This is a genomic window from Microbacterium foliorum, assembly GCF_006385575.1.
In the GTDB taxonomy this organism is placed as follows: domain Bacteria; phylum Actinomycetota; class Actinomycetes; order Actinomycetales; family Microbacteriaceae; genus Microbacterium; species Microbacterium foliorum_B.
Window position 1 is genome coordinate 2,640,899 of record NZ_CP041040.1, and the last position, 26,888, is coordinate 2,667,786.

The following is a 26,888-nucleotide window of genomic DNA, read 5'->3' on the forward strand; positions in this document are numbered from 1 at the left end:
TCAGGCTTCGTCGATGACGACGTCGAAGAACGCGTCGCGGGGCTGGTCGGGGTCGGGACCGCCGCGTACGCCGGTGTCGAGCGCGTCGATCCGTCCGAGCTCGTCCGCGGTGAGCTCGAAGTCGAACACGTCGAAGTTCTCGGCAATGCGGGTCGGGTTGGTGGACTTCGGGATCACCGAGCGCCCTTGCTGGATGCCCCAGCGAAGAAGTACCTGCGCCCGGGACTTGGAATGCGCTCGGGCGATATCGACGATGGTTGGGTCTTGCAGCACGCTTGTGCGCTCGTCGCCCCAACCGGGGTAGAAGGTGATGCCGCCGATGGGAGACCACGCCTGGGTGAGGATGCCGTGCGCGGCGTCCGCCTCCTGCACATTCCGCTGGGTGAAGTACGGGTGCAGCTCGACCTGGTTCACCGCCGGGACCACGTCAGACTCCTGGAGGAGGCGCTCGAGGTGGTGGGGCATGAAGTTGCTGACGCCGATGGCGCGCACGCGTCCGTCGGCGAGCAGCCTCTCGAGAGCCTTGTACGCCGCGATGGTCTTGTCGAACCGTGTGGGCACGGGCTGGTGGAGGATCAGCAGGTCGAGGGTGTCCACGCCGAGCTTGCCGGTGGACTTCTCGAACGCGTGCAACGTCTCGTCAAAGCCGTAGTCCGACACCCAGACCTTGGTCGCGAGGAAGACGTCGGCACGGTTGACTCCGGAGCGGCGGAGGCCCTCCCCAACCTCGCGCTCGTTGCGGTACGCGGCGGCGGTGTCGATGTGGCGGTAGCCGACGCGCAGGGCCTCGGCGACGGCGGCCGCAGTCTCCTCGGGGGCGCTCTGGAAGACGCCGAGCCCGATGGCGGGGAGGGTGACGCCGTTGTTGAGGGTGAGATCGGTCATGACTTGTTCTCCTGTTCCGTGTTCTGCTGGTCCTCGAAGACGCGTTTCGCGACGGTCACCGCGCTCATCGCGCGAGGCCACCCTGCGTAGAACGCCAGGTGGACGATGACCTCAGTGAGCTCCGCTCGTGTAAGTCCGTTCTGCTGGGCCATGCGGAGGTGACCGACGAGCTGCTCTGTCGAGCCGTTGGCGATGAGTGTCGCGACGGTGATGAGGCTGCGGTCGCGAGGCGACAGTTCGCTTCGCTCCCAGATGTCTCCGAAGAGGACGTTGTCGGTCAGGTCGACGAGCTTGGGCGAGAAATCACCGACAGCTCGTTGCGCCGGAGTGAGGCTCTCGGTCATCGCTGTTCCATTTCAGACGGTCGGGCGGTCACGGGCGGACAAGGACCTTCAGCGCCTCGCGGTCGGCCATGGCCTGGTAGCCGGCGGGGACGCTGTCGAGGTCGACGGTGCGGTCGAACACTCGACCGGGGTTGATGGTGCCGTCGAGCACGAGCGGGAGCAGCGTCGGGATGTAGGCGCGGGCTGGCGCGACACCGCCGGTGAGGGTGATGTTGCTCATGAACTCCGGGAAGCCGAGGGGGACCTCAGAGAACTGGGGAGCACCCACCCGGCTGACTACTCCGCCTGCGCGGACGACGGCGAATGCGGTCTCGAGTGCGGGCTTGAGGCCGACGGCCTCGAGCACGATGTGGGTGCCGTCGCCTCCGGTGAGCTCGCGCACACGCGCGACGCCCTCATCGCCACGTTCTGCGACGACGTCCGTGGCGCCGAACTCCACACCCAGGTCGGTGCGTGCCTTGTGGCGGCCCATCAGAATGATCTGTGATGCGCCGAGAATCTTCGCGGACAACACAGCGGACAGGCCCACGGCGCCATCACCGATGACCGTGACTGTGGACCCTTCCTTCACACCGCCAGCGACGGCGGCATGGTACCCGGTCGACATGACATCGGACAGGGCGAGGAGAGAGGGAATGAGTGCGTCGTCGAAACCCGCGGGGACGACGACGAGGGTGCCGTCGGCGAGCGGGACGCGCACCCGCTCACCCTGGCCACCGTCGTCGTCGCCGCCCCAATGGGCGCCGTGTCGGCAGGAGGTCTGCAGGCCTTCGAGGCAGAAGTCGCAAGTGCCGTCCGAGGCGACGAATGGGGCGATGACGAAGTCACCGACCGAGATGTCCTTCACGTTGCTGCCGATCTCTTCGACGACGCCGACGAACTCGTGGCCCATGCGGTTGCCGTGCTCGGAGTGGTCCATCGAGGCGAAGGGCCAAAGGTCGGATCCGCAGATGCATCCGGCGACGACGCGCACGATGGCGTCGGTGGCGTCTGTGATGCGGGGATCCGGGACGGTGTCGATGCGGACGTCTCCGGCTCCGTACATGACTGCTGCACGCATTGTGTTGCTCCTTGGTGTGTGAACCGTGGGTGGGGTTCAAGGTTGATGGTGTGTTGAGGTCGTGGTTCTATCCCAGTCCGGGATGGGAGTGCGAGGAAGGTTCTGCTGGTACCTCCCTTATCGCGGCTTTGGCGGGCGTCAGTTCTCCGTTGACTCGACGTGGGCTGTTGCGTAGCGCGCCGTGCGGGCGTTCGCGGCCGCTGCAGGTGCGATGAGGGCGAGAACAGCGACCAGCGACCCGAGGAGGAATACGCTCGCGGTCGAGAGCGCCGCGGACGCCTCCGCCGTGATGGCGACGGCTTGGTCGGCGCTGTTCCCGGCCGCAGCGGCACCGACGGCGACGAGGACACCGAGTCCGAGGGACGACCCGACCTGGTGAAAGGTGTTCACGACACCTGACGCTGCTCCGGCGTCACGTGCGGTGGCTCCGCTGATTCCAAAGTTGGTCATCGGAGCGAAGGCGAAGCCCTGACCGGCGCCGATGAGGAGCATCGGCAGAGCGACCGCAGTGACGTAGTCGCTGTCGATGGCGATGCGGCTGAGCCAGACCATTCCCGCGAGCGTGAGAGCCGCGCCGACGATGAGCGTGATCGTGTCGCCGAACCTGCGGGTGATGCGGGGAATCAGCATCGCAACGGCGAAGTTCACCAACGTCATCGGCAGGAACGCGAGTCCCGCCTGCAGCGGCGTGAAGCCGAGCGCTTCCTGCAGGAACTGACTGGTGAAGAAGAAGAACCCAATCATCGCTCCGAGATACAGAAGGCGTGTGACATAGGCGCCGGTGCGGACGCGGCTCGTGAACAGGCGCAGCGGCATGATGGGCTGCGTCGCGCGCGCCTCGGCGAAGACGAACCCGGTCAGGACGACGGCCGCGAGGATGAAGCCGACGATGGTCGGGACGGTTCCCCATCCGAACTCTGCGGCGTAGAGGATCGCGAACACGAGGGACCCCACACCGACGGTCGAGGTGATGGCTCCGGCGATGTCGAACCGTCCGGGGAGTTTCGGGGTGCGCGGAAGGAACTTCGGGGCGAGGAGGATCATCGCCAGGCCGATGGGGACGTTGATGAAGAACCCCGCGCGCCAGGAGAACCAGGACGCTGCGCCGCCACCCACAACAAGGCCGAGGCTTGCACCGATACCCGCGGTTGCGGAATACCAGGCCACCGCTCGCGTGCGCTCCTCGCCTTCGAAGCTGACGGTGATGAGAGACAGCGCGGACGGGGCCACGATGGCCGCTCCGACTCCTTGCAGCGCACGAGCGGAGATGATCCACCATCCGGCCGGTGAGAGCGCGATGAGGAGCGACGCGACAGCAAAGACGACGAGACCGAAGATGAAAACCGGCTTGCGCCCCAGAAGGTCGCCAGCGCGGGCGCCCAGCAGCAAGAGCCCACCGAAGACGAGCGTGTAGGCATCCTGCACCCACGCGAGCTCTGCGGACGAGAGGTTGAGGTCGGCCTGGAGGCTCGGCAACGCGGTGAAGATCACCGAGTTGTCCAGCAGAATCATGAAGTAGCTCACCAGGACGATGGTGAGAATCGCGCCCTTGTGGAGCGGCGTCGTGCGAATGGTGTCTGTCATGGTGTTTCCTTCCGACATCAATGCCACCACCGAACGGTGGACTGAGACAGGGGCGGGTGTCCCAGGTACTGGCAGACCCTCCCACCGCGTGCCCGCTCGGCGTAACGTCGAGGGCATGGATCACCGCAGCGAAGTTCGCGAGTTCCTCTCCACCCGCAGAGACCGCATCACCCCCGACCAGGCCGGACTCCCCGCCTACGGGGGAAACCGCCGTGTGCCCGGGCTACGACGTGAAGAGGTCGCACTCATGGCAGGCGTCAGCGTCGACTACTACACCCGCCTCGAACGCGGCGACCTCTCGGGCGTCTCTGACAGCGTGCTCGACGCCCTCGCGCGCGCCCTCCACCTCGACGACGCGGAGACCGCCCACCTCTTCGACCTTGCACGCACCGCCAACGCGTCGCCCGTGTCGCGGAAGCCGCGAAAGCGCGCCAATGAGATCCGGCCCAGCATCCAGCGGTTGCTGGATGCCATCACCGATGCGCCCGCGATGATCCGCAACAACTACTTCGACTACGTCGCATCGAACCAGTTGGGTCGAGCGCTCTACGCACCCGTGTTCGCCGATCCCGCCCCGAACAGCGCACGCTTCGCATTCCTCAACCCCGCCGCCCCCGACTTCTACGTCGAGTGGGAGAAGAACACTCAGGAGCTCGTTGCCACCATGCGCGGGGAGGCAGGCCGCAACCCCTACGACAAGCGCCTATCGGATCTAGTCGGTGAGCTCTCCACCCGCTCGGACCGCTTCCGCACACTTTGGGCGGCCCATAATGTCCGCTACCACCGCACGGGCGTGAAGAAGCTCCGCCACCCCATCGTCGGTGACCTCGAACTCACATACGAAGCCTTCGAGCTACCGGCTGACCCCGGCCTCACCCTCTCTACTTACACAGCGGAACCCGGCAGTGCCTCTGCCGACGCCCTGCGCATGCTGGGCAGCTGGGCCACCACGCAGGATTCGCCGACTCCGTCGATCTCCAAGATCTGATCTTCACGTGCTGAACGCCGTTCGCTGAGGCGCACCCACGGGTCTGCGTTCGGATGCGAGGTCACCAGTGCTGTTCACACCGCGCAGCTTCATCTTCGACCTCCATCATCGATTCATTTTCCAAGGCTCGCTAGGAAGGCATCATGACCCCCAATGACAGCGCCGCGCGCGACGAGGTCCTCGCTGTTTTCCACGAGATGTGCGAAGCGATGGTCGACGCGGACACATCTGCGCTCAGCTCGCTCCTGAGCCCCCACTACACGCTCACCCACATGACGGGATACGTCCAGCCGCGAACGGAGTGGTTCAACGAGATTGAACGCGGCAGCATGACGTACCACGCGGTCGCAGACGTCTCAGTGAGCATCGAGGTGGACGGTGACATCGCAACTCTGGACGCTCGTACACACACGGATGCGACCATCTGGGGAAGTCATGCCATCTGGCGTCTTCGCCTGGAAACTACCTACGTGCGGAAGAGCATCGGCTGGGTTGCCGAGCACACGGTCGCCTCCACATGGTGATTGGCCGTGGGGTTGGGTGACACGACCAAAGCCACATCGGGGTATGCCTCGAACCCTCGAGCAATGATTCTCGATCAGGGTGCGCCGGTACCGAAACCGCCGGAGAACACTCCGGGGAAGTACTTCAGTAAAAGATGAGTTGACTGGCGCGCGTGGATCGGAAGTCGACGTCAATGCCGCCGTCGCCGCCGCGCCCGTCGAAGGCCATCGCGACCGATCTCCAGCGAGGCCGGATTGCTCAGAGCAGATCCCAATTCCCCTCGACGGACAACACCATCGGCGAGCGCGCCTCCTCGGGCGACACCTGTCGGGTGTGGAAGGACACGTGAGTGGTTGGCGTGACGAACACGTTCACCTCGCTGCCGTCCGACGCCTCGATGTCGACGAACCGTCCGTTCGTCGCGGCCGCCTCCTCGATCTGACGACGCAACTGCCGCCGGTCCTCAGAGTCCGCCAAAACCACCGAAGTGCCACCGATGATGACCTCGGCCTGAAGGACAGGCTCTGCACGCACGGATGCGAGCATACGACCGCGCCGCACCAGTCACTAAAGGGGGTTGCATTTTCCGCTAGGCGGTGGAAGTTGCTAAATCGCGGTCGAGCGTCGAGCCCTCAGCGGGCTCAGGTACGAGGTAGAGGCCGGAAGGTGCGTTCGCAGTGAAGGCAAGCGCGTCGACCCAGGCGCGGTTGATGGGCGGCTGCCGGCTGCCGTAGAACTTGAATGACATCGACGAGCCTGCGTGGATCCACACGGTGGTCCGACCGCCGCCGACACTGACGTCTTCGCGCCAGGTGAACGTGAACGGTTCCCCGCGGCGGAGCTTCGCGGTCATGACGAGTTGGAGGTGAGTGAGGGCGCGGTCCTCGATCTCGACTTTGTGACCACCCTCGTAGACGAACTTGCCCATGAGGGGCTCCTTCCTCTGTCTCCACCGGAACTCGTGCCAAGAGGAGCAGCCGGAGTGACCGCTCTGAGGGGAGTATCTCTACTCTCGCCTGCATTGAGACGCGGCGCCACTCCACCTTCATCCACTGTCATTCATCTTCCGCCACGGTCATTAGGGTGGCGATATGGCAACACTCCTCTACGGTCCTCAGCACGACCCGATCCATATCGAGGATCGGGCGCTGGCGCACCTGAAGATCGTCATCGCGACCAAGCTGCGCCGCAACGAGACCTTCACCCTCTCTTGGAAGCACCCCGAAGCGGAGCCTGGTGGGCGCTCCACGATCTGGATCCACCCCTCCATCCCGCTGCGCTTCGTGTTCGACGAGCCCGAGGCACCGCAGATCAACGTCCGCTGGGTTGAAGAACTCATGCACACAGCCAACTCCAGCGGCGGCATCATGCTCGTAGACGAGGTCTTGGACATCGGCGAGATCGAACGCCAGCACTGATCCGGCCGAGGTCACCCTCACCGTCGGAGGGTGCGCCCCGTTGCCTCTTCAAGAAGCTTCACCGCGAGCAGTTCGCCTGGCTCGGGGCCGAAGCGTTCCAGCGCAGCCTGATGCGCTCGCGCGGATGCGTCTAGGACGTCGGACGCGACGCCCGCGGTCTTGCTCATCTGGGACACGGTGCTGAGTTCCTCGACGACTCGGTCAATGCCGAACGTCTCCAGGTAGTCACCCTCGAGGTGTCGATCCGCGTGGTTATCGAGGTATCGGCTGCCGCCGGCGCTGTCCCGCAACAGGAGATGGAGGTCGGCAGCGGAGAGTCCCAGACCTTGACCGATGAGCATGGCCTCAGATGCTGCCACGGCAAGAGCGTCGAACGGCGTCTTCGGGGGTGCCGCCGATAGGCGCTGAGACCACGCCAATGCCGTATTTCTCTGCACTGGCAGCAAGATCTCTTGTGGTCTCGGGGTCTCCGGAGGTCATGTCGATCCACAGGGAGCCCGCAGCAAGGTGCGGGAACGTACCGGCCATGGTCGCTTGTAGTTCTCGCGGACCCGGGAGGACGGTCACAAAGACGTCCGAGGAGGCGGCAAGGGCGCGCAGGGTTGCTGACCAGCGCAGGTCCGGCGTGCTCGACGCCCTCTCGGGGTCGATATCGAAGGCGTTGACAGAGAACGACCGAGCGAGAGACCTCGCTATCGGTGTACCCATCCGCCCGAGGCCAGCGATTCCGATAGTCGGATCTGACGGGCTTGTGTGCCCCGATTGTCGTCTTGCCATCCACCCACTGTGCCATCAGGCCTGTGCCCGGACCGCGCTTCGGTGCGGGACTATTCGATAGCGCTTACTCGCAGGCGACGCCGTCTCCGTCTCTGTCCAACTTCCGGCTGTATCCGGGCGACCCTGCGTACAGGGGCGAAGCGCCTGCGGCGCGCACCGCGTCGCAGTTCGCGTAGAACGTGCTCTCAGGCGGGGCCGGAGCAGGTGCAGGCTCTGCGGGAGCCGGTGCGGGCTGCGCGGGTGGCGGTGTGGGCTGCACGGGTACCGGTGCGGGATCAGGCTGCACGGGCGCGGGTTCCGGTGCCGGCTGCGGAGCCGGTGCGGCGAAAGCAGAGCTCGGCGCGGGCTCGTCCGGGCAGGTCTCGAGCACGCGCATCATGGCGTCGCGTTCCGCCTGCGTCACCCACAGGCCGTAGGTGGCCTTCACCGCTACCTGACGTGCGACGTATGTGCAGCGGTAGTCGCGGTTGGCGGGCAACCACGTTGCCGCGTCGCCGTCGCCCTTCTGCGCGTTGGCTGCACCGTTGACCGCGAGGAGGTTCAGCGGGTCGTTCGCGAACGTCGCGCGCTGATCTGCCGTGAGCTGCTGAGCGCCTTTCTGCCATGCGTCGGACAGCGACACGACGTGGTCAATCTGCACCAGCTCAGAGGTTCCCTGTCCGCGGACGAACAGCATCTCGGCGCCCGTGAACGGGTCGAGGAACGATCCGGAGGTTACTCGGCACGGCCCCGACCTGACCAGGTCCGCGAGGTCGCGGGCCAGAATGTCGTTCCGCGTATCACAGCCGTTGCGGTCCACGTCGAGCCAGCGCTGACCAAACTCGTCGCGGTCATACCCTGTCTTCGGAGCGCGGCCCTTCACCTCCAGCGTCGCGAGAACGGCAAGAGCCGGCTGGTCAGCCGTCGCGGACATGTCCTTCGCCGTGCCCGCCTCGCCGGCAAAAGCTACGGGCGCTGCTGCGTCATCTGCGAACGGTGTCGGCGTGGGCGTTGGTGCCGGGGTGATGACCGGTGTCGTGACGGATACCGGCTCGTCACTTGCCGAGCTGTCGTCCGTCGGATACACGGCGGTGCTGATGCTCCCCGCGACGAAGAAGACGACGGCGGACGTAACGGTCCAGATCACTGCACGCTTCCGAGACGTGAAGCGCAGCCAAGTTGGGGAGTTACGTGCGAGCGCGACGACCCCAGTGATTGCCACGACAAGCGCGATCAACGCGACCAGAGGCGAGAGGAACACCGTGGCGAGGACTGCGACCAAGCCGCCAGCCATGAGCGTCCAGGTGGGAATCCTCCGCTTCATCGCCGCGACCGGAACGCTTCCCGCGGGCGGAGGAAGCAAGCCGGTCGGTGGCGGCGGCGGGGCGGTCTGCGCCGTCCATTGCTGTCCATCCCACCAGCGCGTCTGATTCGTGTTCTCAGGGTCGGGGAACCAGCCGGCAGGAGGAGCACTCAAGAAGTCACCGCGGCGAGCATGTCGGTGAGTCCGGGGTAGGCGGCGTTGTCTGCGAGAACCCGCTCGTAGTCTTTCCGCGCCATCGCCTTCTTGCCCTCAGCAAGATAGGTGTGCCCCCTGGCGACGAGCGCGAGGTGACGCAGCTCGACCGGGCGCGACCGCACGCGAAGCGCTTCCTTCAGGGCTTCACGGGCCGCCTCGTAGTATCCCTGCTCGCGCAGGGCGGTGCCTCGTTGGATCAGAAGGAACGTCGCTGCCACGTCGTCATTGGCAAGCCCGTTGGTCACGTCGACGATGTCGGCCCATCGTTCCTGGTCGGCGTAGAGCTCGGCGAGGGACACGGCCGCGACCGTCGTGGGCTCGAGCGCTTCAACAATGGCCACGGCTCGACCCGAATCTCCTGCTGCCTGCTCCAGTTCGGCAGCCAGCAGCCCGAGCGCCTGGCGGTCCCATCGCATCACAGCCGTGACCCCGGTAGCGATGGGGATGCTGACCTCGGACGTCTCCACGTACTTGGTGATGAACGGGTCCGCCGCGGGGTCGTACCCGGTGTCGAAGAGCCATCCGAGCAGCACCCGAGCGCGCGCATCATCGCGGGTCGGTGCGGCCACTCGGAGCACCTCGACCATCGCGGCCGTCGGTGCGGCCGTCGGGGTCTGCTGACCAACGGCGTGGATAGCGGCGGCATCAGCCGGCCCGCTGAGCTGCTTGAACAGCTGCTTCTCCCACGCAGGAGCAGTGAGGCCGGGCTTGACCTTCTTTGGCTTGGGAGGCGCCACCGGTTGCGGCTGCTGGCGAGGACGCGGAGTGGGGCGTTTTGCGTTGACGCTCGAAGACTTCGTGTGGGAGATTCCGGTGCCGGGGATGCCGACGGTCCGCGTGACGCGACCGTTGGTGTTAACGCTGACGCGCGCACCTCGGACGCCTGCGGATACCCCGATGTTCTTGCTCGATACGTTCAGTCGCACGCCGGGCGCGATCTTGATGGACTTGCGGACCTTGAACCCCATAGTTCAGCCTCTCTAAGACAACCTTGATGATTCTATTCAGGCGCAAGCACCGGATGGTTCGTGGCCCTTCACGGTCTCGTGCCGCGAGGTGCAGCGGTCCGGCCTCAGGACGTTGATCTGGTGAGCGTGCGCACCCTTGGCGGAGGCTCACGACGCACTGCTGATGTGTTCAGTCGTAACTGTGATGCACGTGCCAGCCGCCCTCTCCCCGGAAGACGTCGAACACAAATGAACGCCCGGCCTCGTCAGTGGCTGGGAAGCGCCAGCCGTCGAGCTTTCGATGAGGTCCGAGCGGCGCGTTCCAGATCGAACTACGAAGCCGCGTCGGGGTGTCGGACACCTTCCACCGGCGCCCCGCGAACATCATCCGCGCAGGGATGTCGTCGACCATCCATATGGTTGCCGGAGGGTGTTCTGCCGCAGTTCTCATACCCTCAGAATAGAACAAGTGTTCGAATGTTGCTAGCGTTGAGGATGGCCGGAGAGAGGAGCCGGCATGGGAACGAGTAAGCGGCTGGCAGCGCACTACGACCTGCGCGCGCAGCATCAGGCCATCCTCGCCGCGGCTCGTGCTGGTCCGCTCCAGTCGCTGACCGACCAAGAGTTGGCGCTGCGCGCGCAACCCGTGACTCTCTACCCGCATCCGTACGTGAGCGTGCGGGCGTGGGTGCGGTTTGGGCCGGAGGCGATCCGTGTCGATGCCAAGCTCGTCCGGTCCACGCCGCAAGCCGCCGGGGTGGAATTTCGCGCAGGTGAGCAGCTATTCCGGTGCTGGGTGTGGGGCAACGCCGTGGAAGTCAGAGATGACTCGGCGTAACCACGACGTACTGGGGTTCGGTTAGGGGCGCAATCTGGCTACAAGGTGCGCGATGACGGGCGGTTCCGCGGCGATCACCTTCGGCGGGTGAGCGGAGATCGCGTACGCGGACAGCACCTGGCCGCTGTCGAGTAGCTTCGCGAAGGAGCGGGCCGCGCCCTTGTTCCAGTACCCGCAACGGATGCCTTCTTGATAGATGGCCACCGCGTTCGCGTCGAACTCGTTCTCGGGCTCACGTACAAGTTCGGCGGGCCCGATGCGAAGATCGCCGGGAGCGTGCTCGCCCCCGCGCACGCGCACGCTCCAGATGCCGAGGCGTCTCAGGGCCAGCGATCCCGCGTTGACCAGTCGGCCGGTCGAGGTTTCGGACAGCCACCACTCGCTGTGGAACTCGACAATCCTGAGGTTCGGCAGCCCGCGGTCATCTACGTGCAGCAATGCGTTGGCCTCGTCGGCTGACAGATAGGGCGAGACGTACCCTTTGGGCGGCCCTCCGGAAGCGTAGGCGGATACCGTGATTCCCGCCGCAGTCTCGCGTCGTGAGACGAGGATCGGCTCAGCGGGGGTTCCGGCGCTGCCGGGGCTCACTGTCGGCGGACGTCGGCGCACCAACCAGTTGAGAAAGCCCATGCTGGAGGGTAGCTCAGCCCGCGTTTCGCTAGAACGATGAGCTGGTGGACCGTTCGCCGGTCGCTTCAACTGCTCCAGGCCCAGGCAGTGTGCCGCGCATCGCGCAGCACGTCATCGAGCTGCCCGCTCAAGAGCTGTTCGATGGCGCTCGGAGCTTCCTCACCCGATTCGTCATCCACGCGGGTGTGCAGCCACTGCGCCCAGGTCCACCGCCCCTTCGTACCGGTGCTCAGCACCCGGAGCACATCGCCGAGACCCGGGACCAACTGTCCATCCCAGACCTGGAACGCAGGATAGAGCAACACATCGTCGATGGTTCTCAGCTCGAGTACCGTGAGCGATGCCGCCGCCTCGGCCACGTCGGATTCCGCCCAACTGAGGACTCGAGCGAGAGACGCCGCGGTGTAGCAGGGGCCAATGATCTCGGCCCAAGGAGACGGGTTGTCGTCGCTATTGGTCACAGCTCGTCCTTTGGGAGCTGTGTGTGTCGGCGAACGACATCGTCGATGATCTCGTCGAGGGTCCGCCGCCCATCGACGTAGTCCTGCGCGTCACGCAGAGCCTGAGGGGTGGGCTTGAGTCCGTCCAGCGTTGCCTCGTGCAGCGACTCGGCGACATTGCGGATCCTGCGGTCGCGGTCGATGTCGGCCCGCTCAGTCATGCCGCGGATGATGGCAAGGCTCGGAGTCGCCATCTTGAGCGTGGGCATATCGAGGATCGCCAGGTTGCCTTCCTGCCCGTCCCGTCCGAGGCTCGCGACCCGACGGCCGTCATTCGTCTTCCCGCCGGCGGGCACGTGCATATGCCCGTGGGCGAGTAGCTCGGGTCGCACTGCGTCCCAGACTTCACTCACTCGCGCTCGAGACGCCGCAGACGCCTCGAGCGCAGCGTCCGGGAAGCGGTGGGGATTCGTCTTCAGGATCTCGCGAACCGGACGGACGGGCGTACCCGCCGGTCCTTCGTGGGTGAGCATCAGGTCGGCGGGTCCTCCCGCGATGGCTGCGGCGATGTGCTCATCGGTGATTGCCTCGTCCGGCCACCAGGTCAGTCCCTCAATGCGGGACCGACGGTCTACCGACGCGGCGCCACCCAGGGACAGAACTCGACGACCGCCGATGGTCAAGCGAGCCGGTCGCGGGAGGAACCAGGTGAGCTTCGAGACGCGCACGGCGTGACCTGGACGCTGGTTGAGAAGCGGGCTGATCTGGTCGAATGGCTCGTGGTTGCCTACGGTCACGAGGATGCGCTCGATACCGGTCTCGGCAAAGATCTCGTCTATCTCTGCTTCTGGCATGGACCAGTCGCCGAGATGCAGCATGGTCGTCACGTCTGACGCGAGGTAAGGGAGGACCCGGGCAATCGTGCGAGCCCAGCCAATGTTGCCGTGCCAGTCGCCGCAGACCGCCACACGCTGGTCCGGCAACGCGGTGGTTGAGGTGTACTCAAGCGCTCTCATCGGGCCCTCGCTGCCTGCCGTGCACGGGAGCGCTCGCGGAACGTCGGGCCCACTCGTAGACTGCGCTCGACGCCTGGATCCCAACTGATCCAGCCGCGCCTCTTCCACTGAATCGCCACATGCAGACGGAACGCATGGTGAATCGAGGCACGCGCGGGATAGGTGAGGCCGGCCGGCCACTCCGGGTGAAGCGGCTCGTGGGTGAAGAGCTCGGCGAACAACTCGGAGAACGTCGGTCCGCGCCCCGTCCGCCGGCGAACCCGGGCGATAAAGATGCCCGCCGCGAGACCCAGCCGGTCCGCACGCGCATCGGCAGTGAGCGACTCGAACGCCTCGCTCCAAGTATCGGGCGCTTGGACCTCCGTAGCGCTCCACCAGATCGGTCGCGAATCAGTCACTGCTACTCCACAATCGGGGTCGACCTGAACGAGACCTACACACCGAGGCGACCCGGAGCCGATGCGCAGCGGCACGTGCAGGTCGAGCCGCGCGGCATGCGCTCAGCCGAAGGAATGATTGCTTCGTAGCGCTACTGATTATGCCATATCGCATACTCTCCGCGGAGACCCTCCGACGGGAGAACGAGGCTCTTCGACCGCCAGCGAGGTCACTCTCGACACTTTGCGGGCGAGAGAACTGCACTCCCGGGATCGCACGCAGCGATGGGTCGCACATGACACGCGCGCGTCATCGGTTCACGCGTCCATCGCGCGGTGATAATTCTTGAGACCAAGCCACACAACGGCATGTCGGTGACCGGAGGTAACCTGTGTTCATGCGAGCCCCCGAAGACAGCCTGGCACTGCTCGCCCTCGCGAGCCGCCCGAAATTTTCTTGGGCATCGACGCGCCTGCAGATCGAGCAGCTCGGCTCCCCCACCGCGGTTCTGGACGCCTCCTATGACGGGCAGCTCATCAACGGTGAACGTGACGGCGAACTCCAAACAGCCGCGTCGATGGTTGCGGATCTTGAGCGACGGTCAATTCATGTATCGACCGTCGTGAGCGACGACTACCCCGCGGCCCTCCGCACAGTCCACGATGCCCCACCTGTGCTCTATTGGCAGGGAGCACTCTCGAGCCGGGACAACGACGCAGTGGCAATCGTCGGGACGCGCCAACCGAGCCAGGGCGGCGAAGCCTTCGCTCGCGACCTCGCACGAATCCTCGCCAGTCACGACGTTCCCGTCGTGAGCGGCCTCGCCCGAGGCATCGACACGGTTGCGATCAGAGCATCCCTCGAGGCCGGCGGCCGCACAGTGGCAGTCATCGGTACCGGACATGGTGTCTATTACCCGCGCGAGAATGCCTCTCTCCAGGACGAGTTGGCCCGAGACCACCTCCTGTTGTCTCAGTTTCCCCCGGGCGCCTCGGCGAGCAAGCGATCCTTCCCAATGCGCAACGTGGTCATGTCCGGCTTCTCGTCTGCGACCGTTATCGCCGAGGCCGGCGAGACATCAGGCACCAGAATTCAAGCACGTGCCGCACTCAAGCACGGGCGCCCGCTGATCCTGAGCGCACACGTCGCGCGGACAATCGCGTGGGCACAGGACATACTCAAGGGTGGCTACGACGTATCCGTGGCCGAGGACGCCAATGATGCCGCAGACCTGGTGCTCGCACTTCATCGGAGGCGAGACCAAGCTGCCCAGGGATCATTCTTCGGCGCTCTCCTCGCGTCGTGAGCGACTCTGAGTTTGACGAGCCCGAGCGCGTCATCCGGGGCGCATACCGGAACGTTCCCGCGCACACCCCCGGGCTCTGCGTACGCTGCTCCGCCCCGACGTCGTCTCCGAGTTACAACCACTGCGTTCCCTGCGAAGCGTTCCAGCGGTCCGGCATTCAACTCGCTCGCGGGGGTGTCGTCGCACTCAGCTGGGCGCCCATGGATTCCCAGGGCTATCAAGACCTGCGGCAATACAAGGAAGCGACCGTATCCCCGGACCAGCTCGGACGCCTGCGAACCATGTTCGCCTTGGCGTTTACTCGCCACACCGACTGTCTAGCAAAGCGCGACGCCGACCATCCACTCGCAATCGCTCACATACCGAGCACGAGTGGCCTCCGACCGGGACCTCACCCCTTTGAGCAGAACATCGTGAACATGCTGAGCTCGAATGTGCCACGAGCCACTGCTCGCTACGTCGGACCCGTCGGCGGAACGAGAAACTCCAGACGAACCCTGAGTCCGGAGCACTGGGAAATCGACCTCCCTCCTGGGACTGGCAAAGTGCTCGTCCTCGACGACACGTGGGTCACTGGAGGGCACGCCGAGTCTGTGGCGGCAGCATTCGAGCAGCGAGGTGTTGCGGCCAGAATCGTCGTTCTCGGCCGGGCACTCGACCCGTCCAGGAACGACCATGGGGCATTTCTTCGCGCAAATCCTGCCGCACCGTTCGACAGCAGCATCTGCCCCGTTCACCGCGTGATCCACTAGTTGTTCCGGGCGATGATGCCCACCCATTCCGTCAGCGCCAGACATGGGGCGGCCAGTAACCGCTGCGGTCGCTACTTTGGACGGCGCCCCGAGTCTTCGGTCGACGCACGGCGTCGCGCCGCTTGATAAGCAGCTTCAAGAGAGAGGTCAAGAGAAGCGCATAGAGCAATGGCCACTTCAAAAGACAATGTCACTCCATGCCCATAGACGCGAGAGACACGGTCTTGAGTGATCCCGGCACGTTCAGCCAATTGAACCTGCGTCAGGCCTAGCTCGCGCGTGCGGTCACGCAGCACGTCCACCATTGCGTGGGCGACGCGCGCATAATTGTCCGGCACGCTTCGAATTCTGAAGGCACGGCGACGTGCGGTCGGGAGCGCCGACGACTTATGCAATATTGCATATCCCATATCCTCTCCGCGCAATCTCGTCACTCAAGATCCCATGCTGAAGCAGGACGCGGCGCGGGTCGAAGCGCGGCTGCACTGGCGCGAGAGGGACGGCGCACCCGAGGTCTCGTGTCGCTCGTGCCTCACGACATAGAATCAGGGCGTTATGATCTGCGACCAGGGATCTTCTTTGGTTCAATGAGATGCAAGTGCAGATAACACGAGCTCGGCGACATCCTCGATGGTGACGATGCGCTCGGAGGTCGGCGCGGCCGACAGCAGCGCCGACAGCAGAGTCGTCTTGCCTGTGCCGGTGCCGCCGGTGATGAGGATGTTCGCGCGCTCAGCCACCAGACCGAGGAGCCACCTGTGCTGCCTTGCGTCGAAGGCACCGAGCGCCGCCAGCGCATCGAGATCCGCGGCGCGCACTCTGGGCACGCGGATCGACAGCGCCGTGCCCGACGTCGAGACCGGCGAGAGGATGGCATGCACTCTGATGCCGGACTCGAGCCTCACGTCGACGCAGGGCGCTTGGTCGTCGAGATGGCGACCGCCGAGGCCGACCAGCGCGACCGCGAGATCGCGAACCTCCCGTTCGGATGCGCTCCACCCACGCACGGCCTCGGCGCCGCGGCCCCGGTCGACGAACAGCCCTGAGGCGCCGTTGACGAAGATGTCGGTGACCTCCTCGTCGGCGCAGTGCTCTGCGAGTGGGCCGAAGACGGGATCGACCCGCAGCGGCATGCCACCTCCTCGTGTGGCGCCGTCGACGAGCGACGATGAACCGCGCGGCTGGATGACGAAGGGATCGGGCATCCCCCGAAGCTAGGCCCAGCGCCGGACGCACGACCCACGCAGGGAGAGGCTCCGACGGCGCCTGTGGGCAACCCCGACCGGACGTTCGGCGTGCAGAGAAGGTCGCGAAGACGGGCTCGAGGGGCCGGTCCCCGATGGGAGCGCTCCCGAAAAAGAGAGGGCGGCATCTCACGGGGGGAATGAGATGCCGCCCACGGCGTCCCTCATGGGGGAATCGGGCACGCCAAGGCCAGAATGAGAATTCGGCTGTCGTCGAGTGTACGCAAGGCGACCGTCCTGACAAAACCCACCCCAGTACCGACTTCCGGCAGTATGCGGTGTCGGTGGGCGAGACTAGATTCGCCCTGACCTGATCGCTGCAAACGCGGTCATGCCCGCACGACCTGCTACGCCGCAAAGGAGCGCCTGCCGATGAGCAGCCAGATCGATCATCTTCTCGATGAGACCCGCCAGTTCCCGCCGTCCGAGGAGTTCGTCGCACAGTCGGTCTCCTCCCCCGCACTGTACGAGAGCGCGGCGGCCGACCGTGAGGCCTTCTGGGCTGCTCAGTCCACCGAGCTCCTCGACTGGCACAAGCCGTTCACGCGTGTGCTCGACTGGTCGGCTCCTCCTTTCGCGAAGTGGTTCGACGACGGCGAGCTGAATGTGGCCTACAACTGCCTCGACCGGCATGTCGAAGCGGGGAACGGCGATCGCGTCGCCCTGCACTGGGAGGGCGAACCGGGCGACTCGCGCACCATCACCTACGCCGAGCTCACCGACGAGGTCAAGCGCGTCGCCAATGTGCTCGAGGGCCTCGGCGTCGGTCACGGAGACCGCGTCGCGATCTACCTGCCGATGATCCCCGAGGCGGTCGCGTCGATGCTCGCCGTCGCACGGGTCGGCGCCATCCACTCGGTCGTGTTCGGCGGCTTCAGCGCCGACAGCCTGCGCTCCCGCATCGACGATGCGGGCGCCAAGCTCGTCATCACCGCCGACGGGGGATACCGCAAGGGTCGCGTCTCGGCACTGAAGCCGGCTGTCGACCAGGCCCTCGCAGACCGTGGCGACGGCGAGCAGCAGACCGTCGAGCACGTGCTGGTCGTCAGACGCGGCGAGAACGAGGTCGACTGGCAGGACGGCCGCGACCTCTGGTGGCATGACGTGGTTCCGGCCGCGTCGCCCGAGCACACGGCCGAGGCATTCCCCGCCGAGAACCCGCTGTTCATCCTCTACACCTCGGGCACGACCGGAAAGCCCAAGGGCATCCTGCACACCTCCGGCGGATACCTGACCCAGGCCGCGTACTCGCACAAGTACGTGTTCGACCTGCACCCCGAGACCGACGTGTACTGGTGCACGGCCGACATCGGATGGATCACCGGGCACAGCTACGTCACTTACGGCCCGCTCGCGAACGGCGCGACCCAGGTGATCTACGAGGGCACCCCCGACGCCCCGCACCCCGGACGCTGGTGGGAGATCATCGAGAAGTACAAGGTCTCGATCTTCTACACGGCGCCGACCGCGATCCGCTCGTTCATGAAGATCGGCCGCAGCGTGCCGGCGAAGTTCGACCTGTCGTCGCTGCGTCTGCTCGGCTCGGTGGGCGAACCCATCAATCCCGAAGCCTGGATCTGGTACCGCGACGTGATCGGTGCGGGCACGACGCCCATCGTCGACACGTGGTGGCAGACCGAGACCGGCGCGATCATGGTGTCGGCGCTCCCTGGCGTCACGGCCACCAAGCCGGGCTCCGCGCAGGTGCCGCTGCCCGGGATCTCGATCGACGTCGTCGATGAGACCGGCGCCGAGGTGGGCAACGGAAACGGCGGTCTTCTCGTCGTCACCGAACCCTGGCCGAGCATGCTGCGCGGCATCTGGGGCGACCCCGAGCGCTACAAGGAGACGTACTGGGAGAAGTTCGAGAAGCAGGGCTATTACTTCGCCGGCGACGGCGCTCGTCTCGATGACGACGGCGACCTCTGGCTGCTCGGACGAGTGGATGACGTCATGAACGTCTCGGGTCACCGACTCTCGACCGCCGAGATCGAGTCGTCGCTCGTGGCGCACGAGGCCACGGCCGAGGCCGCTGTGGTCGGAGCCGCCGATGAGACCACCGGCCAAGCCGTCGTGGCGTTCGTGATCATCAAGGAGAGCTACCTCTCGGCGCACGACCCCGCCGGCCTCGCTCAGCAGCTGCGCGTCTGGGTGGGTGAGCAGATCGGTGCGATCGCACGCCCCCGCGACGTCTACATCGTCGGCGAACTGCCGAAGACCCGCTCGGGCAAGATCATGCGGCGGCTGCTGCGCGACGTGGCCGAAGGACGCGAGGTCGGCGACACCACGACGCTGGCAGACACCGCGGTGATGAGCATCATCTCGGCCCAGGTCAAGTAGCGCCGATGCGAGAAGGCCCCCTCCCGATTCGGGAAGGGGCCTTCTTCACAGGACGGTCAGGCGAGGATGAAGGTGACCTCTACCTCGACCGGGCTGTCGAGCGGCAGAACCGGCACGCCGACGGCCGCGCGCGCATGACGACCGGCGTCGCCGAAGATCTCGCCGAGCACGAGGCTCGCTCCGTTGATGACGCCGGGCTGGCCGGTGAAATCGGGCGTGGATGCCACAAAGCCGCCGACTCGCAGCACTCCGCCGATCCTGTCCACTCCCCCGGCAGCATCCGCCGCCGCGGCGAGGGCGTTCAGCGCGCAGGTGCGGGCGTAGCCGTTCGCGTCTTCGGCGCTGACCTCTGCGCCGACCTTGCCGGTCGCCGGCAGCTCACCGGCAGTGAACGGCAGCTGACCGGAGGTGTAGACGAGTCCGTCGTGGACGACGGCCGGAACGTAGGCGGCGACGGGCGCGGCCACAGCCGGAAGCTCGATGCCGAGCTCGGCCAGACGCTGGGAGACGCTCATGCCGCGCCCCCTTCGAACTGGCGCGACGCCTCAGCGGCGGCCGCGAGACCGGCGTTGCCTGCGGCATCCGCCGACACCGGACGCTTGAAGTAGGCCACGAGCCCACCCTCGGGCCCCTGGATCACCTGCACGAGCTCCCAGCCCTGCTTGCCCCAGTTGTTGAGGATCGCAGCGGTGTTGTGGATCAGCAGCGGTGTGGTGAGGTACTCCCAGGTGGTCATGGCTCTCCTGTCTGGCGGCAGCCGCGCTGGCGGCTGCGTCAAAGGCGGTATTCAGGGAACTCCCCTACGATCTAGCGTATGCCTCAAAAGAATCGCACGGTGAAAGGTGCGCTCGGCGGAGTCCTCGGACTCGTCGGGCTGAGCGCCGTCGCCGGTCTCCTCGTCGCGGCCAGCGTCACCCCTGTGCTGGCGATGACCGGTATCGCCGGGTCGCAGGCCCTCACCATCTTCGAAGACCTCCCGGAGAACCTCCAGGTCGGCGCACCGATGCAGCAGTCGACGATCTACGCGACCGGTCTCGACGGCAACCCCGTCGCGCTCGCATCGTTCTACGAGCAGAAGCGCATCCCGGTCGCCTACGACCAGGTCGCACCGGTGATGTACGACGCGATGCTCTCGAGCGAGGACAAGAACTTCTACACTCACGGCGGGATCAACCTCGGCGCGACCATCAAGGCCGCCGTCGGGAATGTCGCGGGCACCACCGACCGAGGCGCCTCCACGATCACCCAGCAGTACGTCAAGAACGTCCAGGTGCAGGAGTGCGAGCAGGACGTCGATCCTGCGGCCGAGGACTACTCCACTCAGATCGAGCAGTGCTTCCTCGATGCCGCCGTCGCCGAGGGCGGCGAAGGTGTCGAGCGCAAGCTGCAGGAGATGCGCTACGCGTTGAAGATCGAGAAGGAGTACTCGAAGAACGAGATCCTCCTCGGCTACCTCAACATCGCCAACTTCGGTGGCACCATCTACGGCATCGAGGCCGCAGCGAACCGCTACTTCTCGACCACCGCCGCGAACCTCAGCCTCGCTCAGGCGGCCACGATCGCCGGCATGGTCCAGGAGCCCAACAGGTTCCGCATCGACCGCCCTGGCGGGATCTGGACCGATGACGCCGGAGTCGCACACAACGGAGACGCCGACGGCTACAAGGACACGAAGGACCGCAGAGACTACGTGCTCGAGCGGATGCTGCTCGACGGCAAGATCACGCAGGCCGCACATGACGAGGCCGTGGCCACGCCGATCACTCCGGTGCTGAGCGAGCCTCAGCAGGGTTGCGGGGCCGCAGGCGACAACGCCTACTTCTGCCAGTACGTCAAGGCCGTCATCGAGAACGACGAAGCCTTCGGAGCCACCGAAGAGGAACGTCGCGCGAACCTGCGCCGAGGTGGCATGGAGATCTACACCTCGCTCGACCTGCGTGTGCAGCAGACCGCGATCGACGCCGTGAGGTCGCAGGTTCCGCAGGCTATGCCCGGAATCCTCGTCGGCGGCGCCGGAGTGTCGGTCGAAGCGTCCACCGGGCGCATTCTCGCCATGGCCCAGAACACCGTCTTCAACGAGACGACCGAGGCGAACCTCGCCGCCGGCGAGACCTCGCAGGTCTTCGCCGCCGACAAGGCCCACGGCGGCTCGACCTACGGGTTCGAGACCGGATCGACCTACAAGCTCTTCACGCTGCTGAGCTGGCTGGAGTCGGGCCACTCGGTCAACCAGGTGCTCGACGGCCGTCTCAAGACCTTCAGTCCCTTCACGAAGTGCGGGGACCGGGTGACGAACAGCGCCAAGATCAACAACTTCGGCAACTCCGGCGGTTCGGTCGGCAGCGTGCGGCAGTTCACCGCGCAGTCGCTGAACACCGGCTTCCTCGCGATGGCGCAGCAGCTCGACCTCTGCGACATCAACGAGGTCGCCAAGAGACTCGGCGTCCACTACGGCAACGGCGATGACATCACCGTCGGCGGGACCACCTCCAACACCGCCCCGAACGATCCGTTCCCGACGGTCCTCGGCTCGAAGAGCGTGGCCCCGCTGCAGATGGCCGGCGCCTACGCGGCGGTCGCGAACGGCGGCGTCTACTGCGAGCCACGCGTGATCGACAGGGTCGTGGGTGAGAACGGAGCGGAGATCACGCCTCCTGCGCAGAACTGCTCTCCTCAGCTCACTCCCGAGGTGGCCGCCACCGCCGCATTCGCACTGCGCGGCGTCATGGAGGGCAACGGCACGGGCACCAGGGCGAACCCGTTCGACGGCACCCAGCTGATCGGCAAGACCGGTACCGCCGAGAAGGAGCACACGATGCTCGTCGAGTCGAGCACCAGGGTCACGACTGCGGTGTGGGTGGGCAACGTCGACGGCCGCGTGCCGCTGAACGACTTCCGCAACGGCGATGGCACCCGACTGGGCGACATCCGCTACGGGCTCGCCCGAGCGATCCAGGGAGCCGCGAACGCTGTCTACCCCGCCGGCGACTTCCCCCGGCCCGATGACAAGCTGGTCCGCCAGGTGCTGACGGACGTTCCGAATGTCGTGGGCAAGTCGGTCGGAGAAGCGAGCTCGATCATCGAGGCAGCAGGCTTCACCGCAAATGTCGGCCCGGCCGTCGATGGCCCCGCAGGCGATGTGATCATGGCTCAGGACCCGTCCGGACAGGCTCCGAGCGGGGCGACCATCACTATCTCGCCGAGCAACGGCCAGGGCGCGACCGTGCCGGACGTCACAGGCCAGTCGAAGTCCGAAGCGCAGAGCGCTCTGTTCGGCGCAGGGTTCTCGTCGATCGACTTCGACGGATCATGCAACGGACAGAGTGCAGAAGTGACGTCGACCGACCCGGCAGCGAACACGGCGACCACCAAGAGCACGTCCATCAAGGTCAGCTGCAAGTGACGTCGCGCCATGCGGCACACCCGGCCCTCATCGCGCTCGGCGCGGTGGGGGCCGCTGGTGCTGCGGCCGCCGTCTGGGGCATCGGCATCGAGCGCTACCTGTTCACGGTGCGTGAGGCGACGGCATCCGCTCTCGCCCCCGGCTCAGCGCCACTGCGCGTGCTGCACATCTCTGACGCGCACATGGCTCCGTGGCAGCATCGCAAACAGGACTGGCTCGCCTCCCTCGCGCAGCTGAAGCCCGATCTCATCATCAACACGGGCGACAACCTGGGGCATCGAGACGGTCTCGCGGGCATCCGACGAGCGTTCGATCCTCTTGCCGGCATCCCCGGCGTCTTCGTGCACGGCTCGAACGACGTGATCGGCCCGTCGCCGCGAAATCCGATCCGGTACTTCGCGGGCCCGTCGGAGCGACCGCGCGACCTGAACTTCCTCGACACCGATGCGATGGATTCCTACTTCACCGACGAGCTCGGATGGACGGGGCTGAACAACGCGGCTGCACGACTCACGGTCGCCGGCAACCCGCTCGACCTCTTCGGGGTGAGCGACGCGCACTGCGACTGGGATCGACTCGAAGATCTGCCGGATGCGATCGACGCCCTCGGCAAGCGGGATGCCGACACGACCGTGCTCGGAGTCACCCACGCGCCGTATCAGCGAGTGCTGAACGGCTTCGTCGATCTCGGTGCCGACGCCATCTTCGGAGGCCACACGCACGGCGGCCAGGTCTGCCTGCCGGGCTTCGGCGCTCTCGTCGCCAACTGCGACATCCCGCTGAAGCAGGCGAAGGGCCTCAGCACGTGGACGCAGGGAGACCGCACGGTTCCGCTCAACGTCAGCGCCGGCTGTGGGCACTCGATCTACGCACCGGTGCGCTTCGCATGCCGCCCCGAGGCGACGCTGCTCACGCTGACGGCGCGCGCTTGACGCCTCGATTCGGCGCTGAGAGCATTTCGCTGTAGACTCGGAGGGTTGCAAAACGGGGTGTGGCGCAGCTTGGTAGCGCGCTTCGTTCGGGACGAAGAGGTCGCAGGTTCAAATCCTGTCACCCCGACCAGTAACACCGGAAGGCCGTCCTCACGGGCGGCCTTCTCTGTATCCGTCCCGAGGTGAAAGGCACCGTGTGAGTCGTCTGCTGCCGCCCCCGCGCCGGCTCACCCGCGGTATCGCGCTCGCTCTCGGAATCCCGTTCTTCATCGGCCTGGCATTGCTCACACTCACGCCCGCGCGCGTCGAGGAGTCGATGCCGAACCTGCTCGATCTCGTGCTGTCGTCCGCGCACCGCCTGGGGTGGGAGTCTCTCGACTTCACCCGCCTCGAGATCATCGCCAACGTGCTGGTGTTCGTGCCCATCGGCATCCTCGCGTTCATCCTCGTGCCGCGCCGCCTCTGGCCCCTGGCGATCGTGCTCGGACCTGCGCTGTCGCTCTCGATCGAAGCCTTCCAGCGCCTCGTACTGCCCCATCGCGCAGCCACCCTCACCGATGTGGTGGCGAACTCCGGCGGAGCCCTGATCGGGGTCGCCATCGCGATCACGGGCACCCTGCTCTTCGCACCGCGTTTCTCTCAGCATCGCCCGCCTACCCTGGAGGCATCATGACTTCGCCCGCACTCGTCGCCTTCGATCTCGACGACACCCTCGCCCCGTCGAAAGAGCCGATCGACCCGCGCATGGCCACGCTGCTGCTCGCCCTGCTGCAGAAGGTCGATGTCGCGATCATCTCGGGCGGCAACGAGACCCAGTTCCGCGCGCAGGTGATCGCTCGGCTCGGGGCCATCGATGGCGAGTCCGCCGCACGACTGCATCTGCTCCCGACCTGCGGCACCCGGTACCTGCGACACGACGGCACGGACTTCTCGCCGCTCTACGCGCACGACCTCACCGCCGAGCAGAAGTCCGCAGCCCTCACCGCACTGCGTGAAGAGGCGGAGCGCCTGGGGCTCTGGGAGGCGCAGCCGTGGGGCGAGATCCTCGAGGACCGCGGATCTCAGATCACCTTCTCGGCACTCGGGCAGAAAGCTCCCCGTGACGCGAAGCACGAGTGGGACCCGTCCGGTGCGAAGCGGGAGTCTCTGCGCGACGCCGTGGCGGCGCGACTTCCCGACCTCGAGGTGCGGTCAGGCGGCTCGACCTCGATCGACATCACCCTGGCGGGCATCGACAAGGCATTCGGCATGAAGCAGCTCGCCGAGCACACCAGCATCCCGCTCACGTCGATGCTCTTCTACGGCGACCGACTCGACGAGGGCGGCAACGACTACCCCGTCCTCGCGATCGGCGTGCCCTCCGTAGCCGTCGAGGGCTGGGAAGACACCGCCGAGAAGCTCGACGAGCTTCTCCCGACCCTCTGACCGTCGACACCCGCCTCCCCCACTATCGGCTGCAGAGTTCTAGCATGTCGATATGGAACCGCTGCTGATCGTCATCCTGACCGCAGCAGTCGCGAGCGCGGCGTGCTGGATCCTGTCTCTCCTCACCCGAGACACCTCCTGGGTCGACCGGGCATGGTCGATCCTTCCGGTCGTCTACATCTGGATCTTCGCGGGAGCGGGTATCGCGAGCGGTGACGACGCTGGCCGTCTGACCCTCATGGCGGCGCTCGTGACCGCGTGGGGCATCCGCCTGACCTTCAACTTCGCCCGCAAGGGCGGATACACCGGCATGGAGGACTATCGGTGGGCGATTCTGCGTGGGCGCATGAAGCCCTGGCAGTTCCAGATCTTCAACCTGCTGTTCATCATCGGGTACCAGATGACGCTGCTCGTGCTGATCACGCTTCCGGCCGAGGTCGCTCGGCAGAACCCCGCCCCGCTGAACGCCGCGGATCTTCTCCTGGGTGCGCTCTTCCTCCTGCTGCTGGTCGGCGAGACCGTCGCCGACCGCGAACAGTGGGAGTTCCACCGACGGAAGAAGCAGGCCGGTGGCACGCTGGCTCCGGGCTTCGTCACCGAGGGGCTGTTCCGTTACAGCCGCCACCCCAACTTCTTCTTCGAGCAGAGCCAATGGTGGGTCCTCTACGCGATCGGGGCAAGTGCCGCGGTGGCATCTGGCGCGGGGTTCCTCGGCGGCGTGATCAATGGGACGATCATCGGCCCGATCCTGCTCAGCGTCCTGTTCGTCGGCTCGACGATCTTCACCGAGTCCATCACCGCCGGCAAGTACCCGGCCTACGCGGAGTATCGCCGCAGGACGTCGATGCTCATCCCCTGGCCGCCGCGGGCACGGCCAGTCGCCGAACCCGCGGCCTGACAACAGGCTGCGTCAGCGCACGACCGCGTCGGAGCCCGTGCGCGTCACCGGCACGAGGCGAGTGAGCTGGGTGACATGCGACGGCTCGAGCTCGGCGAGGGAGGCGACGCCCAGGAGTCGCATGGTGCGCTCGATCTCGGTGCGCAGTATCTCGATGGTGCGGTCGACACCTGCACGACCGCCCGCCATCAACCCGTAGAGGTACGCACGGCCGATGAGCGTGAAGTCGGCGCCGAGTGCCACGGCGGCGACGATGTCGGCGCCGTTCATGATGCCCGTGTCGATCATGACCGTGAAGTCGTCACCGACAGCCTTGCGCACCTCGGGCAGCAGATGGAACGGGATCGGCGCGCGGTCGAGCTGACGCCCGCCGTGGTTGGACAGCACGATGCCGTCGACGCCGGCGTCGCGCAGCCGCACTGAGTCCTCGACGTTCTGCACGCCCTTGATCACGATCTTGCCGGGCCAGATGTCGCGGATCACGGCGAGGTCGTCGTAGCTGATCGTCGGGTCCATGGCGGCGTCGAGCAGCTCGCCGACGGTGCCGCCGGTGGTGCTCAGCGACGCGAACTCGAGCTTGGGCGTCGTCAGGAAGTCGTACCACCACCACGGACGTGGGATCGCGTTGACGATCGTGCCGAGGGTGAGCTGCGGTGGGATGCTGAATCCATTGCGCTTGTCACGCAGTCGCGCGCCCGCGACCGGTGTGTCGACCGTGAACTGCAGCGTGTCGAAGCCCGCGGCAGCCGCGCGACGGGTGAGCTCGTACGAGATCTCACGATCGCGCATGACGTACAGCTGGAACCAGTTGCGGCCGTGCGGGTTCGCTGCCTTGACGCCCTCGATCGACGTCGTACCGAGAGTGGAGAGAGTGAACGGGATGCCGGCCGCGGCTGCGGCGCCGGCGCCGGCGACCTCGCCCTCGGTCTGCATGAGGCGGGTGAAGCCGGTCGGGGCGATGCCGAACGGCAGCGCCGACGGACCACCCAGGATGTCGACCGAGGTGTCGACCGACGGAGCCGGGCGAAGGATGCCGGGGTGGAACTCGACATCCTGGAACGCCTGGCGCGCACGCGTGAGCGAGAGCTCGCCCTCGGCCGCGCCGTCGGTGTAGTCGAATGCCGCCTTCGGCGTGCGACGCTTCGCGATCGTGCGCAGGTCGTCGATCGTGAGCGCAGCGTCGAGACGACGCTTCCTGCCGTTGAACTCGGGCTTCTTGAACTTCATCAGGTCGAGAAGCTCTGCGGGGTTGGGAACCTGGCGCTGGACCATGTCGTGTCC

General features: G+C 66.1%; 30 protein-coding genes and 1 tRNA gene. 12 read left to right on the forward strand and 19 right to left on the reverse strand.

Annotation, left to right across the window (positions count from 1 at the left end):
• The 4 genes from FIV50_RS12775 to FIV50_RS12790 form a co-directional block, all read right to left on the reverse strand.
• Complete coding sequence (locus FIV50_RS12775; RefSeq protein ID WP_140037755.1) at positions 1–885, reverse strand: aldo/keto reductase; 885 nt, start codon at positions 883–885, stop codon at positions 1–3.
• On the reverse strand, positions 882–1,229 hold the full coding sequence (locus FIV50_RS12780) for a carboxymuconolactone decarboxylase family protein (protein ID WP_140037756.1): 348 nt from the start codon (positions 1,227–1,229) through the stop codon (positions 882–884). Before FIV50_RS12780 ends, FIV50_RS12775 begins: the two co-directional genes overlap by 4 nt.
• Positions 1,230–1,257: 28 nt before the next feature.
• The gene (locus FIV50_RS12785; protein ID WP_140037757.1) at positions 1,258–2,289 is read right to left on the reverse strand and encodes a zinc-binding dehydrogenase; all 1,032 of its coding nucleotides are present in this window, start codon (positions 2,287–2,289) and stop codon (positions 1,258–1,260) included.
• A 138-nt stretch (positions 2,290–2,427) separates the two neighbouring features.
• Positions 2,428–3,873 (reverse strand): MFS transporter, encoded by a 1,446-nt coding sequence (locus FIV50_RS12790; protein ID WP_140037758.1) that lies wholly within the window; start codon positions 3,871–3,873, stop codon positions 2,428–2,430.
• Positions 3,874–3,988: 115 nt separating this feature from the next.
• Between FIV50_RS12790 and FIV50_RS12795 the strand changes: the two genes are divergently transcribed.
• Both FIV50_RS12795 and FIV50_RS12800 read left to right on the forward strand, forming a co-directional pair.
• Complete coding sequence (locus tag FIV50_RS12795; RefSeq protein WP_140037759.1) at positions 3,989–4,861, forward strand: helix-turn-helix transcriptional regulator; 873 nt, start codon at positions 3,989–3,991, stop codon at positions 4,859–4,861.
• A gap of 143 nt (positions 4,862–5,004) precedes the next feature.
• Positions 5,005–5,385 (forward strand): nuclear transport factor 2 family protein, encoded by a 381-nt coding sequence (locus FIV50_RS12800; protein WP_140037760.1) that lies wholly within the window; start codon positions 5,005–5,007, stop codon positions 5,383–5,385.
• 238 nt (positions 5,386–5,623) lie between these two features.
• On the opposite strand, the gene FIV50_RS12805 is transcribed toward FIV50_RS12800, so the two are convergent.
• The gene (locus tag FIV50_RS12805) at positions 5,624–5,899 is read right to left on the reverse strand and encodes a hypothetical protein (RefSeq protein ID WP_140037761.1); all 276 of its coding nucleotides are present in this window, start codon (positions 5,897–5,899) and stop codon (positions 5,624–5,626) included.
• A 55-nt stretch (positions 5,900–5,954) separates the two neighbouring features.
• Positions 5,955–6,293 carry a DUF7882 family protein gene (locus FIV50_RS12810; protein WP_140037762.1) on the reverse strand — a complete coding sequence of 113 codons (339 nt, stop codon included), beginning with the start codon at positions 6,291–6,293 and terminating at the stop codon, positions 5,955–5,957.
• 163 nt (positions 6,294–6,456) lie between these two features.
• On the opposite strand from FIV50_RS12810, the gene FIV50_RS12815 reads away from it, so the two are divergent.
• Positions 6,457–6,783 (forward strand): DUF7882 family protein, encoded by a 327-nt coding sequence (locus FIV50_RS12815; protein ID WP_140037763.1) that lies wholly within the window; start codon positions 6,457–6,459, stop codon positions 6,781–6,783.
• A 17-nt stretch (positions 6,784–6,800) separates the two neighbouring features.
• On the opposite strand, the gene FIV50_RS12820 is transcribed toward FIV50_RS12815, so the two are convergent.
• The 5 genes from FIV50_RS12820 to FIV50_RS12840 all read right to left on the reverse strand — a co-directional run bounded on the left by FIV50_RS12820 (position 6,801) and on the right by FIV50_RS12840 (position 10,417).
• Positions 6,801–7,142 (reverse strand): NAD-binding protein, encoded by a 342-nt coding sequence (locus tag FIV50_RS12820; protein WP_140037764.1) that lies wholly within the window; start codon positions 7,140–7,142, stop codon positions 6,801–6,803.
• Positions 7,129–7,560 (reverse strand): NAD(P)-binding domain-containing protein, encoded by a 432-nt coding sequence (locus FIV50_RS18025; RefSeq protein ID WP_140037765.1) that lies wholly within the window; start codon positions 7,558–7,560, stop codon positions 7,129–7,131. The genes FIV50_RS12820 and FIV50_RS18025 overlap by 14 nt, the downstream gene beginning before the upstream one ends.
• 64 nt (positions 7,561–7,624) lie before the next feature.
• Entirely contained in the window at positions 7,625–9,016 is a 1,392-nt protein-coding gene (locus tag FIV50_RS12830) for a GmrSD restriction endonuclease domain-containing protein (RefSeq protein ID WP_140037766.1), read from the reverse strand.
• Positions 9,013–10,026 (reverse strand): DUF4236 domain-containing protein, encoded by a 1,014-nt coding sequence (locus FIV50_RS12835; protein WP_140037767.1) that lies wholly within the window; start codon positions 10,024–10,026, stop codon positions 9,013–9,015. Before FIV50_RS12835 ends, FIV50_RS12830 begins: the two co-directional genes overlap by 4 nt.
• Before the next feature lie 169 nt (positions 10,027–10,195).
• Positions 10,196–10,417 carry a hypothetical protein gene (locus FIV50_RS12840; protein ID WP_258184260.1) on the reverse strand — a complete coding sequence of 74 codons (222 nt, stop codon included), beginning with the start codon at positions 10,415–10,417 and terminating at the stop codon, positions 10,196–10,198.
• Positions 10,418–10,522: 105 nt separating this feature from the next.
• Here FIV50_RS12840 and FIV50_RS12845 point away from each other — a divergent pair, with 105 nt between their 5' ends.
• Complete coding sequence (locus FIV50_RS12845; protein ID WP_140037769.1) at positions 10,523–10,843, forward strand: hypothetical protein; 321 nt, start codon at positions 10,523–10,525, stop codon at positions 10,841–10,843.
• 21 nt (positions 10,844–10,864) lie between these two features.
• Here the strand turns inward: FIV50_RS12845 and FIV50_RS12850 are convergent, their stop codons facing one another.
• From FIV50_RS12850 to FIV50_RS12860, 3 genes are all read right to left on the reverse strand, one after another.
• Complete coding sequence (locus FIV50_RS12850; protein ID WP_140037770.1) at positions 10,865–11,473, reverse strand: HIRAN domain-containing protein; 609 nt, start codon at positions 11,471–11,473, stop codon at positions 10,865–10,867.
• 65 nt (positions 11,474–11,538) lie between these two features.
• Complete coding sequence (locus FIV50_RS12855; protein WP_140037771.1) at positions 11,539–11,934, reverse strand: hypothetical protein; 396 nt, start codon at positions 11,932–11,934, stop codon at positions 11,539–11,541.
• Complete coding sequence (locus tag FIV50_RS12860) at positions 11,931–12,929, reverse strand: metallophosphoesterase (RefSeq protein WP_140037772.1); 999 nt, start codon at positions 12,927–12,929, stop codon at positions 11,931–11,933. The genes FIV50_RS12855 and FIV50_RS12860 overlap by 4 nt, the downstream gene beginning before the upstream one ends.
• 775 nt (positions 12,930–13,704) lie before the next feature.
• On the opposite strand from FIV50_RS12860, the gene FIV50_RS12870 reads away from it, so the two are divergent.
• Positions 13,705–14,613 (forward strand): DNA-processing protein DprA, encoded by a 909-nt coding sequence (locus FIV50_RS12870; protein WP_140037774.1) that lies wholly within the window; start codon positions 13,705–13,707, stop codon positions 14,611–14,613.
• Positions 14,614–15,436: 823 nt separating this feature from the next.
• Here the strand turns inward: FIV50_RS12870 and FIV50_RS12875 are convergent.
• Both FIV50_RS12875 and FIV50_RS12880 read right to left on the reverse strand, forming a co-directional pair.
• The gene (locus FIV50_RS12875; protein ID WP_140037775.1) at positions 15,437–15,703 is read right to left on the reverse strand and encodes a helix-turn-helix domain-containing protein; all 267 of its coding nucleotides are present in this window, start codon (positions 15,701–15,703) and stop codon (positions 15,437–15,439) included.
• A 246-nt stretch (positions 15,704–15,949) separates the two neighbouring features.
• Entirely contained in the window at positions 15,950–16,570 is a 621-nt protein-coding gene (locus FIV50_RS12880) for an ATPase, T2SS/T4P/T4SS family (protein WP_258184261.1), read from the reverse strand.
• 411 nt (positions 16,571–16,981) lie between these two features.
• On the opposite strand from FIV50_RS12880, the gene acs reads away from it, so the two are divergent.
• Positions 16,982–18,949, forward strand: coding sequence for an acetate--CoA ligase (gene acs, locus FIV50_RS12885; RefSeq protein ID WP_140037776.1), 1,968 nt, complete (start codon positions 16,982–16,984; stop codon positions 18,947–18,949).
• A 56-nt stretch (positions 18,950–19,005) separates the two neighbouring features.
• Here acs and FIV50_RS12890 read toward each other — a convergent pair whose 3' ends face one another.
• Together FIV50_RS12890 and FIV50_RS12895 are read right to left on the reverse strand one after the other, a co-directional pair.
• Complete coding sequence (locus FIV50_RS12890) at positions 19,006–19,464, reverse strand: RidA family protein (RefSeq protein ID WP_140037777.1); 459 nt, start codon at positions 19,462–19,464, stop codon at positions 19,006–19,008.
• The gene (locus tag FIV50_RS12895) at positions 19,461–19,685 is read right to left on the reverse strand and encodes a hypothetical protein (protein ID WP_042539664.1); all 225 of its coding nucleotides are present in this window, start codon (positions 19,683–19,685) and stop codon (positions 19,461–19,463) included. Before FIV50_RS12895 ends, FIV50_RS12890 begins: the two co-directional genes overlap by 4 nt.
• Before the next feature lie 78 nt (positions 19,686–19,763).
• On the opposite strand from FIV50_RS12895, the gene FIV50_RS12900 reads away from it, so the two are divergent.
• The 6 genes from FIV50_RS12900 (at position 19,764) to FIV50_RS12925 (ending at position 25,607) form a co-directional block, all read left to right on the forward strand.
• Positions 19,764–22,352 (forward strand): transglycosylase domain-containing protein, encoded by a 2,589-nt coding sequence (locus FIV50_RS12900; protein WP_140037778.1) that lies wholly within the window; start codon positions 19,764–19,766, stop codon positions 22,350–22,352.
• Positions 22,349–23,284, forward strand: coding sequence for a metallophosphoesterase (locus tag FIV50_RS12905; protein ID WP_258184262.1), 936 nt, complete (start codon positions 22,349–22,351; stop codon positions 23,282–23,284). The genes FIV50_RS12900 and FIV50_RS12905 overlap by 4 nt, the downstream gene beginning before the upstream one ends.
• A gap of 53 nt (positions 23,285–23,337) precedes the next feature.
• A tRNA-Pro gene (locus FIV50_RS12910) sits at positions 23,338–23,414 on the forward strand.
• A 66-nt stretch (positions 23,415–23,480) separates the two neighbouring features.
• Positions 23,481–23,957 (forward strand): VanZ family protein, encoded by a 477-nt coding sequence (locus FIV50_RS12915; RefSeq protein ID WP_140037780.1) that lies wholly within the window; start codon positions 23,481–23,483, stop codon positions 23,955–23,957.
• Positions 23,954–24,709: an HAD-IIB family hydrolase gene (locus FIV50_RS12920; protein WP_140037781.1), complete on the forward strand. Its 756-nt coding sequence runs from the start codon at positions 23,954–23,956 to the stop codon at positions 24,707–24,709. Before FIV50_RS12915 ends, FIV50_RS12920 begins: the two co-directional genes overlap by 4 nt.
• A 52-nt stretch (positions 24,710–24,761) precedes the next feature.
• Positions 24,762–25,607, forward strand: coding sequence for a DUF1295 domain-containing protein (locus tag FIV50_RS12925; protein WP_140037782.1), 846 nt, complete (start codon positions 24,762–24,764; stop codon positions 25,605–25,607).
• A 12-nt stretch (positions 25,608–25,619) separates the two neighbouring features.
• On the opposite strand, the gene FIV50_RS12930 is transcribed toward FIV50_RS12925, so the two are convergent.
• Entirely contained in the window at positions 25,620–26,879 is a 1,260-nt protein-coding gene (locus tag FIV50_RS12930; protein WP_140037783.1) for an alpha-hydroxy acid oxidase, read from the reverse strand.
• Positions 26,880–26,888: the final 9 nt, after the last annotated feature.

Bases quoted from the DNA above. Each gene is read 5' to 3' on its own strand.
- FIV50_RS12775 (WP_140037755.1), bottom strand. From the start codon at position 885: ATGACCGATCTCACCCTCAACAACGGCGTCACCCTCCCCGCCATCGGG.
- FIV50_RS12780 (WP_140037756.1), bottom strand. From the start codon at position 1,229: ATGACCGAGAGCCTCACTCCGGCGCAACGAGCTGTCGGTGATTTCTCG.
- FIV50_RS12785 (WP_140037757.1), bottom strand. From the start codon at position 2,289: ATGCGTGCAGCAGTCATGTACGGAGCCGGAGACGTCCGCATCGACACC.
- FIV50_RS12790 (WP_140037758.1), bottom strand. From the start codon at position 3,873: ATGACAGACACCATTCGCACGACGCCGCTCCACAAGGGCGCGATTCTC.
- FIV50_RS12795 (WP_140037759.1), top strand. From the start codon at position 3,989: ATGGATCACCGCAGCGAAGTTCGCGAGTTCCTCTCCACCCGCAGAGAC.
- FIV50_RS12800 (WP_140037760.1), top strand. From the start codon at position 5,005: ATGACCCCCAATGACAGCGCCGCGCGCGACGAGGTCCTCGCTGTTTTC.
- FIV50_RS12810 (WP_140037762.1), bottom strand. From the start codon at position 6,293: ATGGGCAAGTTCGTCTACGAGGGTGGTCACAAAGTCGAGATCGAGGAC.
- FIV50_RS12815 (WP_140037763.1), top strand. From the start codon at position 6,457: ATGGCAACACTCCTCTACGGTCCTCAGCACGACCCGATCCATATCGAG.
- FIV50_RS18025 (WP_140037765.1), bottom strand. From the start codon at position 7,560: ATGGCAAGACGACAATCGGGGCACACAAGCCCGTCAGATCCGACTATC.
- FIV50_RS12835 (WP_140037767.1), bottom strand. From the start codon at position 10,026: ATGGGGTTCAAGGTCCGCAAGTCCATCAAGATCGCGCCCGGCGTGCGA.
- FIV50_RS12840 (WP_258184260.1), bottom strand. From the start codon at position 10,417: ATGGTCGACGACATCCCTGCGCGGATGATGTTCGCGGGGCGCCGGTGG.
- FIV50_RS12845 (WP_140037769.1), top strand. From the start codon at position 10,523: ATGGGAACGAGTAAGCGGCTGGCAGCGCACTACGACCTGCGCGCGCAG.
- FIV50_RS12850 (WP_140037770.1), bottom strand. From the start codon at position 11,473: ATGGGCTTTCTCAACTGGTTGGTGCGCCGACGTCCGCCGACAGTGAGC.
- FIV50_RS12860 (WP_140037772.1), bottom strand. From the start codon at position 12,929: ATGAGAGCGCTTGAGTACACCTCAACCACCGCGTTGCCGGACCAGCGT.
- FIV50_RS12870 (WP_140037774.1), top strand. From the start codon at position 13,705: ATGCGAGCCCCCGAAGACAGCCTGGCACTGCTCGCCCTCGCGAGCCGC.
- FIV50_RS12880 (WP_258184261.1), bottom strand. From the start codon at position 16,570: ATGCCCGATCCCTTCGTCATCCAGCCGCGCGGTTCATCGTCGCTCGTC.
- acs (WP_140037776.1), top strand. From the start codon at position 16,982: ATGAGCAGCCAGATCGATCATCTTCTCGATGAGACCCGCCAGTTCCCG.
- FIV50_RS12890 (WP_140037777.1), bottom strand. From the start codon at position 19,464: ATGAGCGTCTCCCAGCGTCTGGCCGAGCTCGGCATCGAGCTTCCGGCT.
- FIV50_RS12895 (WP_042539664.1), bottom strand. From the start codon at position 19,685: ATGACCACCTGGGAGTACCTCACCACACCGCTGCTGATCCACAACACC.
- FIV50_RS12900 (WP_140037778.1), top strand. From the start codon at position 19,764: ATGCCTCAAAAGAATCGCACGGTGAAAGGTGCGCTCGGCGGAGTCCTC.
- FIV50_RS12920 (WP_140037781.1), top strand. From the start codon at position 23,954: ATGACTTCGCCCGCACTCGTCGCCTTCGATCTCGACGACACCCTCGCC.
- FIV50_RS12925 (WP_140037782.1), top strand. From the start codon at position 24,762: ATGGAACCGCTGCTGATCGTCATCCTGACCGCAGCAGTCGCGAGCGCG.
- FIV50_RS12930 (WP_140037783.1), bottom strand. From the start codon at position 26,879: ATGGTCCAGCGCCAGGTTCCCAACCCCGCAGAGCTTCTCGACCTGATG.